Source organism: Ruegeria sp. CJ3 (assembly GCF_056536725.1).
In genome coordinates, this window is sequence record NZ_JBQFQE010000009.1 from 1 (window position 1) to 13,001 (window position 13,001).

The window sequence follows — 13,001 nt, forward strand, 5'->3', positions numbered from 1 at the left end:
TTCAGGCCGCCATGCGCCTATCCTTGCATCGCTCTCTCGCACAGGCACAGAAGTATTATGACGACGTCGATATCGCGGAAAACCCGGCAGCAGATTTGCTGGGGTGATGTATCAACTCTGTCGTAGGCTCGCGCGGCCGATCCAATCAGCCCCGCCATAGGTGATCGCCATGACGTAGACCTCTTGCGCGGCGTCATCCACGGTAAAGGCGATTACGGCGCGGCGGGCGGCGGGGATCGCGCGCAGGCCGGGCAGGATGTGATCGCGCTTGGTGCCGCGATGGGGCAGCGTGCACAGGCTTTGTGCGGCTTCGGCGATTTCGGCCAGCTTGCGGCGGGCGACCTGCGGACCGGCATAGTCCTCGATCAGCTCGGCGATGGTCAGCAGGTCGTCAGCCACCGAAGGGTGGTAGCGCAGGCGATAGCTCACCCCTCGCGGTCCAATCGGCGCAGGGCGGGCCGGAAGACATCCTCATGGTCGACAAATTCCGAGCGCGGTGTGGCGGCGCGGCGGCGCAGCTCTTCGGCCATGGCATCCAGGGCGACCTCGCGGGCCTGCTCGTCTTCGATCATCCGCTCAACCGCTGCGGCAACGGCGGCAGATGCCGAGGCATAGACGCCCTCCCCTACCTTTTCCTTGAGGAACCGGTGGTGGCGATCGGTAAAACTGAGCGTTGTCTTGATTGTCATAGCGGGCCTCCTTAGTCATACTTGGTCATACTTGCGAGGCAAGTCAACCCCTTGAGCCTTGTGGTACAGCCCGCCCCTGCCACAGGATATGGAAAAAACACTTGCAAGAATCGGGGCTATTGGCCCATTAATTACGGAAAGTAGTGAATAAAACGGCGACAAGCGTAACAATGCGGCGCCGAATGAGGGCAGACATGGACGATGCAACCGCCAGCGCCACCCTATCAGGGGCGCAACAGGCAAGCCATAGGCAGGAACGTATTGACTTGCTGGTGGGTGATCACGCCCGGCGGCTGTCCGAGCGGCTGCAGGCGCATCGCGCGCAGCTGTTTCCGCCCGACGCGAAACGGTCGCTGCGCAAGTTCACATCTGGCGAAGCGGCGGATCTGCTGGGCGTCAAGGATGCCTATCTGCGCAAGCTGCATCTGGATGGGCGGGGCCCCTCGCCCGAGACCCGCGCCGGAGGCCGCCGCTATTACTCGCCCGAAGATATTCAGGCCCTGCGGGAGCTGCTTGAGGCCGGGGCCAAGGCGCCCGGCACCTATCTGCCGGGGCGGCGCGAGGGCGATCATCTGCAGGTGATCACCGTGATCAATTTCAAGGGCGGCTCGGGCAAGACCACCACGGCCGCGCATCTGGCGCAGAAAATGGCGCTGGATGGGTATAAGGTGCTGGCGATTGATCTGGACCCGCAGGCCAGCCTGTCGGCCTTGCACGGGTTTCAGCCCGAGTTTGACCTGCTGGATGGCGGCACGCTTTATGACGCGATCCGCTATGATGATCCGGTGCCGCTGCGCGAGGTGATTCAGCAAACTTATTTCACCAATCTGGACCTGATTCCCGGCAATCTGGATCTGATGGAGTTCGAGCACGACACCCCCCGTGCGCTGACGCAACGGGACGGTAACCTGTTTTTCACAAGGATCGGCGACGCGCTGGCCTCGGTTGAACAGGAGTATGATGTGGTTGTCGTCGATTGCCCGCCCCAGCTGGGGTTTCTGACCATGTCGGCCCTGTCTGCGGCCACCGCCGTGCTGGTGACGGTTCATCCGCAGATGCTGGATGTGATGTCGATGTGCCAGTTCCTGCTGATGACCTCGAACCTGCTGGGCGTGGTCAGCGAGGCCGGGGGCAATATGTCCTATGACTGGCTGCGCTATGTTGTAACGCGGTATGAACCCGGCGATGGGCCGCAGAACCAGATGGTCAGCTTCATGCGCTCGATGTTCGGGGATCACGTGCTGAACCATCCGGTGCTGAAATCGACGGCGATTTCCGATGCCGGCATCACCAAACAGACTCTATACGAGGTGGAAAAGGGCCAGTTCACCCGGGCCACCTATGAGCGCGCGATGGAAAGCCTGAACGCAGTGAACGGCGAGATTGAAGGACTGGTGCAAGCAGCTTGGGGGCGGATGAATGGCGCGTAAGAACCTGCTCAAGGGGTTGATGGACGCCCCCCCTGCCCCGCCCGCTGATGAGGCCCCCGCCCGCGTTGACGTGGCCAAACCCAGATACGGTTCGGGTGCGATCGGGGCGGTCAGCCAGTCGATTTCCGATTTGAAATCGCGGGCGGTGCAAGAAATTGATCCGCGTATGATCGATCAGGGTGGCTTGCAGGACCGCCTCGAGGAAAATGCTGGGCTGGCAGAGCTGGTCACATCGATCCGCGAATACGGCCAGCAGGTGCCGGTCTTGCTGCGCCCTAATCCCAATGATGCTGAACGTTTTCAGGTGGTCTATGGCCGCCGCCGTGTGGCTGCGCTGCGCGAGCTGGGCTTGCCAGTCAAGGCGCTGATCCGGGTGCTGGATGACCGCGCGGTCATCCTGGCGCAGGGGCAAGAGAACTCGGCCCGGCGCGACCTGAGCTTCATCGAAAAGGTCAATTTCGCCCGCCAGATGCAGGATATGGGCTATGACCGCAAAGTGATCTGCGATGCACTTCATGTAGATAAGACTTTGATATCGCGCATGCTTTCCGTATCCGACCGCATACCCGAGGCGCTGATACAGGCCATCGGGGCCGCGCCGTCGGTTGGGCGTGACCGCTGGCTGAAACTGGCCGATCTGCTGCCCAAGGATCAGGTGCAGCGCGCGGTTGACGCGGCGCAGGGTGAAACGTCGGACCAAAGGTTCGAGGCCGTTCTGATCGCACTCACCCCCCGCAAACCCCCTGCCCCGCGCGCCGATGTGCCGCTGCGGGGTGCGGATGGGACGGCGCTGGGTCAGATGCGACGCAGCGGGACCAAGGCCGTGCTGACGCTGAACACCAAAACGGCCAAAGGGTTCGAGGACTGGCTGGCCCAAAATATCGCAGATCTTCATCACCGCTGGAAAACCGGTCGGGATGAGTAACCCCGCGCAGGCGGGATAATCGTGGAGCAGCGACAAGGAGGCACGAAACAGGCAGGACGAAAAGAAAAGACCCCTCAGAACCGAAGTTCCAAGAGGCCTGAATTGGTGATTTAGCACCTCCGATTCTATGGCTTTGAGTTGACGGTTGTCAACTGGCGTCGAGTCCGGCGGGTGAAAAAGTTTTGTCTCGTGACAGCATATGGAACACATTACAACGACGCCTTTCGGGCGGCGGCCGGTGACGGCTGGCTTGATTGAACAGGTTGTGGCGATGCAGACCGCACCCGAGATCACGCACATCGACAAATGGGAGCTGCTGCGCGATCTTTGCACCGCCCGGCGCGCCTTTGAGGTGACGGATCGGGATCTAGCGGTGCTGAATGCGCTGGTCACTTTCCATCCTAACGCGGCGCTTTCGGACAATGACAATCTGATCGTCTTCCCCTCGAACGTGGCGCTGTCTGAGCGTGCCCATGGTATGGCGGAAAGCACTCTGCGCCGGCATCTGGCGGCCCTCGTGCATGCGGGGCTGATTGCGCGCCATGACAGCCCCAATGGCAAGCGTTATGCCCGCCGTGGCACCGACGGAGAGGTTACTCGCGCGTTCGGCTTTGACCTGCGCCCGCTGCTGCACAACGCTGCACAGATCACCGAAGCCGCAAACCAAGCTCGCGCCGATCAGGCCCTTCTGGCCGCCTCGCGCGAGCGGCTGTCGCTGCTTAAGCGCGATGCGTTGAAACTGGCGCTCTATGGTCAGGAAAGCGCCCTGCCCGGCGACTGGGATGCGCTTCTGGCCGCGCTGATGACCGTTCACAAGCGGATGCGCCGCAAGCTGACCCTAGAGGATCTGTCGGATCTTGAAGCTGAGACGGCGCATATCCTTGGGGATATCCAGTCTCTGTTGTCGCTGGATACAGAAGAAATGAACGGCAATGACAGCGATTCCGAGCGGCAGTTTCAGAATTCAAAACCAAATACACTTGAATCTGAACTTTGCCCAGAAATGGACAAGGGCGAAACCGAGGGCCCTGTCGAACCCGATCCTGATCGGCCCCTGCCTCGGGTGCCATTGGCGCTGATCCTGAAGGCGTGTCCCGATATCCTACCTTACTGCGAGCGGGAACCCGAAGACTGGCACGATCTGATCGTTGCTGCAGGATATGTGCGCGGAATGATGGGGATCAGCTTGTCAGCCTGGCAGGAAGCCAGGGATTTGATGGGGCCGGAAGTTGCTGCGGTAACGGTGGCCTGCATCTTGCAACGGTTCACCGAGATCAACAGCCCCGGTGGCTATCTTCGGACGCTTGCGGGTAAGGCGGCTATGGGCGCGTTCTCTCCGGGGCCGATGGTGATGGCGCTTCTGAACGGGGCCAACCGTGCGGCTGCCTAAGTTGACAGCTGTCAACATCAGCCGAGCCGAGTGCGCCCACAGCACAGTTGACAGCTGCCAACATCGCCGGTGGCAATCGCGGCTTGTGCTTTCCGAACCGTTTGGCAAGTTGGCCGCATGACAGACATGAACTGCCCGAATTGCGGTACAAAATGCCCGCTCTTGTCCCAGCACATCAAGGTCGCGACCTGCCGATCTTGCGCGACAACGCTTATGCTGCGTGATGCACAGCTTGAATCGGCAGGCCAGCAGGGCGAGATGCACGACGCGCCGCTTTTGTTCGGGCTGGGCGATCAGGTCGAGCTTGGCCGAACTTCGACCACCATTCTGGGTCACGCGCGCTATTCCTATGGGCGTGGATTCTGGGACGAGTTCTGTGGCATGGATGATGCCGGACAGACCTGCTGGATCTCTGTGGATGAGGGCGATGTTGTGCGGCAGGTGCGGTTGCGGGGCGACGCGGTGCCCGGGTTTGCGCCTCCGTTCGAAATAGGTCAAACCCTTCCATTCGACGCGTCGGACTTTACGGTCACCGAGGTTGAAACCGCCCAATGTGTCGCATTGCGCGGTCAGTTCGACGAAATGCTGCAGGTTGGCGAGACGCATACGTTCATGAACGCGTCGGCAGGAGACGACGCGCTGTTGTCCGGCGAATTCTGGGACGGAAATGCACTTTGGTTCTTTGGCCGCTGGTACGACCCGTTTAACGTGAAGGTCGCACGCCGGACATGACCCGAAATCCTGAACTTCTGTCGATCAATTGCACCAGCTGCGGTGCCGGCCTTGATGTGCTGGGCGGGGGCAGGGTGGTTGTGCAGATCTGCCCCTATTGCGGGGCCGAGTTGGATGCGCAGGACAATTACCGAATGCTGCGTCAGCTCAAGGATCAAAAGCGCCCGCATACACCGTTCTCGATCGGGATGACCGGCTCTTTGTTTGGTGTTCGGTTCACCGTCATTGGTCTGATCGAGCATTCCGAACGTTGGGGCGGGCGGTTTTACACCTGGATCGATCATCAGCTTTACTCTCCGACCCATGGTTATGCCTGGCTGACGCTCGAGGCGGGGCATCTGACGTTCTCGCGGCGCTATCGCGGCAGGGGTTGGATATCAGAGCTCTGGGTCGAAACCGCCGAGACCCCTCCGTTGGTCACCACCGAGGATGGCAGATTTAAGTATTACGAGACCACAACCAGTTCGATCACCTATGTCGAGGGTGAGTTCCCCTGGCACCCGGAGCTTGGCGCGCGAACCACTACGGTTTCGGCCATGTCGGATACGGCGATGCTCGGGTTTTCCACCAACGGGTCCGAGCGCGAAACCTATCGCTCGGTCTATGTCCCGACAGAGCAGGCGGAGGCGGCCTTTGGTGTCTCGCTGAGTTTGAAACCCTATCGTGTCCATCCGCTGCAGCCATTTGTAGCCGGTCCCAATTTCAACTTCCTGCTGTTTGCGTCGCTGGTCTTTTCGCTTGCCTGCCTGCTGATGGCGTCTGCGCTGAGCCTGCGGTCCGGTCATTCCGTCATTTACGGCGAAACCATCCGGGCAGATGACCTGCCGGTCGAGATGACCATACCCTTGGTGGCGGACAGCCAGCTGACACAGATATCCTTCGATGGGGATGTTATGAACAGCTGGGCCTATCTGGACCTCGAACTGCTTGATCCCGAAGGTGAACCGGTGTTTCTGGCAGGTCGCACGATCGAGGCGTATTCGGGCCGCGATGCCGACGGGACGTGGCGCGAGGGAAACGGCCGCGCAAGCCTGCGCTTCCGACCCGAGAAGACCGGAGACTATACGCTGGCGCTGGAGATCCCGGAACAGGGCCTCTGGAGAGGGGTAGGGGTCGGGCATGTCCCGAACCGACCGTTCAACAGGCTGACGGTCAATGTCCGTTCGCATCTGTCCAGCGGGATCTGGGCCTTGATGTTGGGCGGGCTGTTCGGGTTGTTGTTCCTGTATCAATTCGGGCGTAAGTGGCTGCATCACAAGGCCCGGTGGTCGGGCACGGATTGGGTGGACGAGGACTGACATGACGCTGTTCAGGGTTGTTTTCATTGTCATCTCGACCGTGGCGATCGCTGCAACCGGCTATGTCTCGTGGCAGGGATATGGGGCTGAAAGCCGTGATCTGGATACCTCTGTTCGGGTCGGCAGCGGCGGCGGCGGATACTATCAGTCAAATCGAGTAAAATAGCGAGAAATCAATGGATTACATAGCAGCAATTCAAATTGCAGAGATCATAAGCACCATCTTCTACACCTTTCTGGGTGTCACCCTGATGTGGGTGGTCTGGAAGGTGATCGACTGGATGACACCGTTCTCGGTCGTGCGCGAGATCGAGAAGGACCAGAACGTCGCTCTGGCGATCCTGATCGGGCTGTTGTTTGTCGCGGTGTCGATTATCATTGCGGCTGTCATCCTGTCATGACCCAATCACGTGCGGTCGAAGCCCGCGCTGCGTGGTTGCTGACCGCGACGTTTCTGGTGGCTGTTGCAGGTCTGATCTATGAGTTGATCGCCGCCACGCTGTCCAGCTACCTGCTGGGGGATTCCGTGCGTCAGTTCTCGCTGGTGATCGGGATCTTCCTGTCGGCGATGGGGGTAGGGGCCTGGCTGTCGCGTTTTGTGGGCGATGCGTTTTCCGGCTTTGTCTGGGCGCAGATCCTGCTGGGGATCGTCGGCGGGTTCATGGCCCCGGTGTTGTTTCTGAACTATGCGTGGATGGGGCAGGTGGCCTTGCCGCTTTATGCGGCGCTGATTGCCATCGGCATCCTGTCGGGCATGGAGATTCCGCTGATCGCCCGTGTTCTGGAACAGATCGGTGCGCTGAAATTCCGGTTCGAAAACGTGTTGAGCGTCGACTATGTGGGCGCTCTGGTCGCCTCGCTGGCCTTTCCGCTGCTGGTGATTCCGCATCTGGGCCTGATGTCGGCCAGCCTTGCCTTCGGGGCATTGAACCTTGCGGTAGCCGGGTTCTCGCTGGTGGTGTTTCGCGAATGGGCGACCCGGGTGCAGGTGGCGGTCTGGGCGTTGGCCTTTGTTTTGACCCTTGGAGCGTTGTGGCAGTCCGAACGTCTGGTCTCGGTCGCCGAGGCGGAGCTATTCGAAGATGACATCATCCTGACCGAGGCAACGCCTTATCAGCAGATCACCGTGACCCGTTATCGCGACCGGGTGCGCCTGTTTTTGGACCATTCCATCCAGTTCGACACGCTGGATGAACACCGCTATCACGAACCTCTGGTGCATCCGGCAATGGCGTTGGCCCCGCGCCGCGCCACTATTCTGATCCTCGGCGGCGGCGATGGTATGGCGGCGCGCGAAGTGCTGAAATACCCCGAGGTCGAAAACGTGACGCTGGTTGATCTGGACCCGCGCGTAACCCAGCTGTTTCGCGATCACGTCGATTTGGCGGCTTTGAACGACGGGGCGCTGCGGGACCCAAAGGTGACGATTGTCAACGAGGATGCGTGGAAATTCCTCGAACGCGACCGCCAAGTCTATGACGTTGTGATCATCGACCTGCCAGATCCGAAATCGGTTGCGCTGTCGCGGCTCTATACGCGGCAGTTCTACGGTTTGCTGGCGGAACGGCTAAGCGGGCAGGGGGTGTTCGTAACACAAGCCGGATCACCGTTCTTTGCACGACAGGCCTTCTGGTCAGTGGTTGAAACGATTGAGGCAAGCCGCAATCCGCAGCAGCCGGGGCAGGGGCTTAGTGCGCGGCCCTATCACAGCTATGTGCCCAGCTTTGGCGAGTGGGGGTTTGTTCTGGCCTCGGTCGAGCCACTCAGGGAACGGGACATCGCGCTGCCCGATGGGTTGCATTATCTGAACCCGAGGGTCTGGTGGGCTGCGCAAGTGTTTGCCGCGGACACGGATCGTATTCCGACGGACCCGAACACGCTGCAATCACATGCTCTGATCGGGTATTATCTAGACGGCTGGGATTATTGGTTCCGTTAACCCGCGATCAACCCGCGTCACCTTGATGCGCGCAGGCTGCAGGCTGGCTTTCAGACTGGCCGCGGCGCGCTCGGGCCGGGCATTGCCGCACATGAAGATGTCGATGGCGGCATAGTCCTGTTCAGGCCATGTGTGGATCGAGATATGGGACTCAGCCAGCAGCAACACTCCGGTCACGCCGCCATGTCCTCCGAAGGTGTGAAAGCTGCCCGACAGAATGGTGGCCCCGGCCGCCAGCGCAGCATCGCGCAGGGCACGTTCGATCCGCGGCGCGTCGGTGAGGTCTGCGCCACCGAAGTGGTCGATCAGAATATGGGTGCCTGTGGCAGGGGGGGCGGCGTTCATACCTCGCATGTATAAGGCTGAGGCGTGATTTGGAAGCGACTCTTGGCTTTGATTACGGCGTCGGAAGGATAGAGCCTGAAGCTTCAAAAATGGATTGCTTCGTACATAGCCGCGTTGGTATCAGCGGCTTAGCTGCACATATTGTGACCTGCCCCCCGCAACTTCCCTCGTTCTGATGTAGAGTTTGCTCAACCTTTTGAAGGAGCAAACGAATGCGAAAGAGCCGTTTCACGGAAGCCCAGATCATTGGGATGATCAAAGAACAAGAAGCCGGGATGCCAACGGCGGAGGTGTGCCGCAAGCACGGTCTCAGCCAAGGCACGTTCTACAAATTCAAATCCAAGTATGGCGGCATGGAAGTGTCTGATGCGGCCAGGTTGAAGGCTTTGGAAGATGAGAATGCCAAGCTGAAGCGTTTGCTCGCGGATCAGATGCTGGACAACGTCGTGTTGAAGGACTTGCTGGGAAAGAGCTGACGACGCCAAGCGAAAGGCGTGATGAAGCGCTCAGGGCGATGCGGGAACATGATATCTCGCAGCGTCGGGCGTGCAGGCTCGTTGGTGTCGACCCCAAGACTGTCCGGCGCGAACGCCCGCCGGACAATCCTGACATCCGAAAGGAGATGAGGGCCGTCGCTGCCAAACGACGCCGTTTTGGCTACCGGCGGATCGGCGTGATGTTGGAACGCAAAGGAATGATCATGAACCACAAGAAGCTGTATCGGTGGTACACCGAGGAAAAGCTTGGCGTCAGACGACGACGGGATCGAAAACGGGCGCGGGGATCGCGAACACTGATGCCGGAGGCTCTGAGGCCCGGCGAACGCTGGTCGCTGGACTTCCTGTCCGACACGTTCGGGGCATCCCGTCGGTTCCGCATCTTGGCGGTGAATGATGATTGCTGCCGCGAGAACCTGTGTCTGATGGCCGATACCAGCATCTCAGGGGCTCGGGTTGCGCGCGAACTGGAGGCGCTTGTCCGACTCCATGGCAAGCCGGTCAGCATTGTCAGTGACAATGGAACCGAGTTCACCAGCCGAGCCATCCTGAAATGGGCTAACGATAACGAGGTCGACTGGCACTATATTGATCCGGGCAAACCACAGCAGAATGCCTTCATCGAGGCATTTAACGGCAGCTTGCGGGATGAACTTCTGAAAGAGGAGATGTTCGATAGTCTGGATGATGCCCGCCGCAAATTGGCGCTCTGGCGATACGACTACAACAACGTCAGACCGCACTCATCTCTCGGAAACCAAACGCCCGCAGAATCGCGCCGTACGCTTTAGCAATTTGAGGGCTCCGCGCCCGGCGCGCTTGCCCAAACTGACGGCGAAGAATATGAAAATCACACCCGCAGACTCTCGTTATAAATGAGGGAGCCTCGGGGGGCAGGTCAGTTGTCGACATGCCACCCCATGTCTAAATCCGACAGATGTCTTTGAACCCGCCCAGGGTAGTCAGATACAATCGCATCTACGCGCAGGTTGATCATCCTGTCTATATCTTCGTGCTTATTGACCGTCCAAACGGCAACACATAGGCCCAGATGTTTTGCGTGCGCCACATTTTCAGCTGTTACATCCGCGTAGTACGGGCACCAAAGCGAACCGCCAGCTTGCTTGACCAAATTTGGAATTTCATCGCGACGACCACGAAAGTCAGGGCAGACCGCTTTCGAGGAATCCTCGCCTACATCGTCCTCATTTTCCGGAAGCTGCGTAAGGTAAGAAGACGGCATATCCGGAGCCTGTCGCTGGCATTCTTCTAAAAGGTTCCAATCAAAACTGTGTAAAACCGCGCGTGTAGATAGACCTTTGGCGCGAACCTCCTGAAGAACTCGCCCGACAAAATTCTCCCTATGAAGCGGATCATGGGCCACGTCAGGATCCGACTTCAGTTCGAGCATCAGATAGGCATCGCTGTATTTTGGTTCGGCTACCAAATCGAGCAAGTCTACCAGCCTTGGGACACGAACACCGTCCAGTTGCGCCTGATCCGGGAAGCGTCGACCATAGTCAGACTGCCCGTCTAACCGTCCAATATCGAACTGCTGGATTTGATCGAAAGTCAGAGATGAGACTTTCGGCTCCTCTCCAGAAAGAAACAGGCCATTGGCGTCACGAAAGCCAGATGCGTGCAGACGATGATTGTGGGTTATGACCGGAACATTATCGGCCGTCAGAACAACATCAAATTCAAGAAGCGGTACACCGATGGACAGCGAGAAGTCGAAGCCAATCATGCTGTTTTCAGGCAAAATGCCTCTTGCCCCTCGATGTCCGACAACACGGATCAGGTTGTTACCACCACGAAATGCTTCGACCTGCGGGAACCCCATTAGCTTTACAGCCTTTCCCCGGTTGATTGGTCAAACAGATGCATGTGCTCTGGGACGACCGAAAACCGCATATTCGGATGCCGGCCCTCGATCGGATGAACTCCTGGAAGGCTTATCGTGATCGCTCCGCCGACTCTTGCGAGTTGACCATGCAACAGAGTGTTGGCCCCCAACGGTTCCGCCATTTGAATCGCCGCTTCTAGCGGACCACTATCATCCAACAACAGGTGCTCTGGGCGGATGCCCAGCTTCAACATGCTATCGGGGCCCGCAGATGGGCCAACTTCTATTTCACCGATCTTGACTGTCCCGTTCTCACGCCGGGCGTCAAACACATTCATCGCGGGGCTCCCAATGAACTGTGCCGCGAACAGAGTTCTCGGTGTTTCGTACACCTCAAGCGGTGTTCCAATCTGTTCGGCGATACCGCCGTTCATGACGATCATCCTGTCTGCCATCGTCATCGCTTCGACCTGATCGTGGGTTACGTAAAGCGAAGTGATGCCCAGCTTCTCCTGAAGCTCACGAATTTCCAGACGCATCTGTACACGCAGTTTAGCGTCTAGGTTCGACAGCGGTTCATCAAACAGGAATACTGCTGGTTCGCGGACAATGGCCCGACCCATCGCAACCCTTTGACGTTGGCCACCAGAAAGTTGTCTTGGTTTGCGATCCAGTAAGGGTTCCAGTTGCAATAGCCTGGCGGCCTCAGTCACTTTCTGGTCGATCTGGTTCTTGGGGAGACCCGCGATCTTAAGGCCGTACCCCATATTCTGGCGTACAGACATATGTGGATAGAGTGCATAGTTCTGGAACACCATCGCGATATCGCGATCCATCGGCTCTTTGTCGTTGGCCCGTTCCTCTGCAATTCGGATTTCGCCATCAGTCACGGTTTCGAGTCCCGCAACCATCCGCAACAGCGTGGACTTACCGCAGCCCGAAGGCCCAACGATCACGATGAACTCACCATCCGCAATATCGATATCGATGCCGTGGATGACGTCCGTTTGGCCAAAGCTCTTTTTGACGTTCTCTAGGGTTACTGTTGCCATTTCTTACTTCTCGCTATCGACAAGGCCGCGGACAAAGAGCTTTTGCATCGACACCACCACTATGACCGGCGGGATCATCGCCAGCATCGAGGTAGCCATGATTGTCGGCCAATGCGCAAAGTCATCGCCCGAGGGGAACATCTGTTTGATGCCCATGACGATGGTGTTCATCTCGGGGTCGGTCGTGATGAGCAGCGGCCACAGGTACTGGTTCCATCCGTAGATGAACAGGATCACGAACAGGGCGGCAATATTGGTGCGGCTCATGGGAACCACTATGTCGACGAAGAACCGCATTGGGCGGGCTCCGTCCACGCGCGCGGCCTCGGCGAGCTCATCCGGGATGGTCAGGAAGAACTGACGGAAGAGGAACGTTGCCGTGGCGGACGCGATCAGGGGAAGGATCAGTCCAGAATAACTGTTGAGCATTCCGAAACCGGCCACGACCTCGAATGTCGGAACGATGCGCACTTCGACCGGTAGCATGAGCGTGATGAAGATCATCCAAAAAAACGTCTGCCGCCCCGGAAAGCGGAAATAGACGATGGCAAAGGCCGACAACAGCGAGATGATGATTTTGCCCACAGCAATGCCGATGGCCATGACCATGCTATTGAACAGCATCGTGGCGACGGGGACGTTAATGCCGGAGAACAGTGCGGCCTTATAGTTGATCCAGAACTGATCACCCGGCCAGACCGGCATCGGGGGCGAGACGATATCGGCCTGGGTGACCGTCGATGCCACAAAGGCCAGCCAGATCGGGAAAAAGATGATCAGGACGCCCAGAACCATCAGGGCATGAGTCAGCCAGATGCTGGCCCCGCGTTTTTCTACCATTCCGTGTCGTTGGGCCGC

14 protein-coding genes and 1 pseudogene are annotated in these 13,001 nt (G+C 58.7%); 9 read left to right on the top strand and 6 right to left on the bottom strand.

The window, feature by feature from the left end; translation table 11 throughout:
• Positions 1 to 111: 111 nt before the first annotated feature.
• Positions 112 to 429 (bottom strand): type II toxin-antitoxin system RelE/ParE family toxin, encoded by a 318-nt coding sequence (locus tag ACR0J1_RS15380; protein ID WP_480734400.1) that lies wholly within the window; start codon positions 427 to 429, stop codon positions 112 to 114.
• Complete coding sequence (locus ACR0J1_RS15385; RefSeq protein WP_480534522.1) at positions 426 to 689, bottom strand: hypothetical protein; 264 nt, start codon at positions 687 to 689, stop codon at positions 426 to 428. The genes ACR0J1_RS15380 and ACR0J1_RS15385 overlap by 4 nt, the downstream gene beginning before the upstream one ends.
• A 194-nt stretch (positions 690 to 883) precedes the next feature.
• Here ACR0J1_RS15385 and repA point away from each other — a divergent pair, with 194 nt between their 5' ends.
• The 8 genes from repA (at position 884) to ACR0J1_RS15425 (ending at position 8,403) form a co-directional block, all read left to right on the top strand.
• Positions 884 to 2,119, top strand: coding sequence for a plasmid partitioning protein RepA (gene repA, locus ACR0J1_RS15390; RefSeq protein WP_480734399.1), 1,236 nt, complete (start codon positions 884 to 886; stop codon positions 2,117 to 2,119).
• The gene (repB, locus tag ACR0J1_RS15395) at positions 2,109 to 3,044 is read left to right on the top strand and encodes a plasmid partitioning protein RepB (RefSeq protein ID WP_480734548.1); all 936 of its coding nucleotides are present in this window, start codon (positions 2,109 to 2,111) and stop codon (positions 3,042 to 3,044) included. The genes repA and repB overlap by 11 nt, the downstream gene beginning before the upstream one ends.
• A 199-nt stretch (positions 3,045 to 3,243) precedes the next feature.
• Positions 3,244 to 4,434, top strand: a complete 1,191-nt coding sequence (gene repC / locus ACR0J1_RS15400) for a plasmid replication protein RepC (protein WP_480734298.1) — start codon at positions 3,244 to 3,246, stop codon at positions 4,432 to 4,434.
• 213 nt (positions 4,435 to 4,647) lie between these two features.
• Entirely contained in the window at positions 4,648 to 5,166 is a 519-nt protein-coding gene (locus ACR0J1_RS15405; protein ID WP_480734297.1) for a DUF4178 domain-containing protein, read from the top strand.
• Positions 5,163 to 6,464, top strand: coding sequence for a DUF4178 domain-containing protein (locus tag ACR0J1_RS15410; protein ID WP_480734296.1), 1,302 nt, complete (start codon positions 5,163 to 5,165; stop codon positions 6,462 to 6,464). Before ACR0J1_RS15405 ends, ACR0J1_RS15410 begins: the two co-directional genes overlap by 4 nt.
• Position 6,465: 1 nt before the next feature.
• A complete protein-coding gene (locus ACR0J1_RS15415; RefSeq protein WP_480734295.1) occupies positions 6,466 to 6,630 on the top strand; it encodes a hypothetical protein in 165 nt (54 codons plus the stop codon).
• Between the two features lie 10 nt (positions 6,631 to 6,640).
• The gene (locus ACR0J1_RS15420) at positions 6,641 to 6,865 is read left to right on the top strand and encodes a DUF350 domain-containing protein (RefSeq protein WP_480534536.1); all 225 of its coding nucleotides are present in this window, start codon (positions 6,641 to 6,643) and stop codon (positions 6,863 to 6,865) included.
• Positions 6,862 to 8,403 carry a polyamine aminopropyltransferase gene (locus tag ACR0J1_RS15425; protein WP_480734294.1) on the top strand — a complete coding sequence of 514 codons (1,542 nt, stop codon included), beginning with the start codon at positions 6,862 to 6,864 and terminating at the stop codon, positions 8,401 to 8,403. Before ACR0J1_RS15420 ends, ACR0J1_RS15425 begins: the two co-directional genes overlap by 4 nt.
• Here ACR0J1_RS15425 and speD read toward each other — a convergent pair.
• Entirely contained in the window at positions 8,374 to 8,748 is a 375-nt protein-coding gene (gene speD, locus ACR0J1_RS15430) for an adenosylmethionine decarboxylase (protein WP_480734293.1), read from the bottom strand. The genes ACR0J1_RS15425 and speD overlap by 30 nt on opposite strands.
• A gap of 212 nt (positions 8,749 to 8,960) precedes the next feature.
• Between speD and ACR0J1_RS15435 the strand changes: the two are divergent.
• Positions 8,961 to 10,120, top strand: a pseudogene (locus tag ACR0J1_RS15435) (IS3 family transposase).
• A 23-nt stretch (positions 10,121 to 10,143) separates the two neighbouring features.
• On the opposite strand, the gene ACR0J1_RS15440 reads toward ACR0J1_RS15435, so the two are convergent.
• Genes ACR0J1_RS15440 through ugpE form a run of 3 tightly spaced genes read right to left on the bottom strand, consistent with a single transcriptional unit; the run spans position 10,144 to position 12,983 of the window.
• Positions 10,144 to 11,088 (bottom strand): glycerophosphodiester phosphodiesterase family protein, encoded by a 945-nt coding sequence (locus ACR0J1_RS15440; protein WP_480734292.1) that lies wholly within the window; start codon positions 11,086 to 11,088, stop codon positions 10,144 to 10,146.
• 5 nt (positions 11,089 to 11,093) lie between these two features.
• Positions 11,094 to 12,143 carry a sn-glycerol-3-phosphate ABC transporter ATP-binding protein UgpC gene (gene ugpC, locus ACR0J1_RS15445; RefSeq protein WP_480734291.1) on the bottom strand — a complete coding sequence of 350 codons (1,050 nt, stop codon included), beginning with the start codon at positions 12,141 to 12,143 and terminating at the stop codon, positions 11,094 to 11,096.
• 3 nt (positions 12,144 to 12,146) lie between these two features.
• The gene (gene ugpE, locus ACR0J1_RS15450; RefSeq protein WP_480734290.1) at positions 12,147 to 12,983 is read right to left on the bottom strand and encodes a sn-glycerol-3-phosphate ABC transporter permease UgpE; all 837 of its coding nucleotides are present in this window, start codon (positions 12,981 to 12,983) and stop codon (positions 12,147 to 12,149) included.
• Positions 12,984 to 13,001: the final 18 nt, after the last annotated feature.

What these genes read in the sequence shown, in the direction of transcription:
- ACR0J1_RS15425 (WP_480734294.1), top strand. Translation starts at nt 6,862, where the DNA reads ATGACCCAATCACGTGCGGTCGAAGCCCGCGCTGCGTGGTTGCTGACC.
- repC (WP_480734298.1), top strand. Translation starts at nt 3,244, where the DNA reads ATGGAACACATTACAACGACGCCTTTCGGGCGGCGGCCGGTGACGGCT.
- ACR0J1_RS15415 (WP_480734295.1), top strand. Translation starts at nt 6,466, where the DNA reads ATGACGCTGTTCAGGGTTGTTTTCATTGTCATCTCGACCGTGGCGATC.
- repB (WP_480734548.1), top strand. Translation starts at nt 2,109, where the DNA reads ATGGCGCGTAAGAACCTGCTCAAGGGGTTGATGGACGCCCCCCCTGCC.
- speD (WP_480734293.1), bottom strand. Translation starts at nt 8,748, where the DNA reads ATGAACGCCGCCCCCCCTGCCACAGGCACCCATATTCTGATCGACCAC.
- ACR0J1_RS15420 (WP_480534536.1), top strand. Translation starts at nt 6,641, where the DNA reads ATGGATTACATAGCAGCAATTCAAATTGCAGAGATCATAAGCACCATC.
- ACR0J1_RS15385 (WP_480534522.1), bottom strand. Translation starts at nt 689, where the DNA reads ATGACAATCAAGACAACGCTCAGTTTTACCGATCGCCACCACCGGTTC.
- ACR0J1_RS15440 (WP_480734292.1), bottom strand. Translation starts at nt 11,088, where the DNA reads ATGGGGTTCCCGCAGGTCGAAGCATTTCGTGGTGGTAACAACCTGATC.
- ACR0J1_RS15410 (WP_480734296.1), top strand. Translation starts at nt 5,163, where the DNA reads ATGACCCGAAATCCTGAACTTCTGTCGATCAATTGCACCAGCTGCGGT.
- ugpE (WP_480734290.1), bottom strand. Translation starts at nt 12,983, where the DNA reads ATGGTAGAAAAACGCGGGGCCAGCATCTGGCTGACTCATGCCCTGATG.
- ugpC (WP_480734291.1), bottom strand. Translation starts at nt 12,143, where the DNA reads ATGGCAACAGTAACCCTAGAGAACGTCAAAAAGAGCTTTGGCCAAACG.
- repA (WP_480734399.1), top strand. Translation starts at nt 884, where the DNA reads ATGGACGATGCAACCGCCAGCGCCACCCTATCAGGGGCGCAACAGGCA.
- ACR0J1_RS15405 (WP_480734297.1), top strand. Translation starts at nt 4,648, where the DNA reads ATGCTGCGTGATGCACAGCTTGAATCGGCAGGCCAGCAGGGCGAGATG.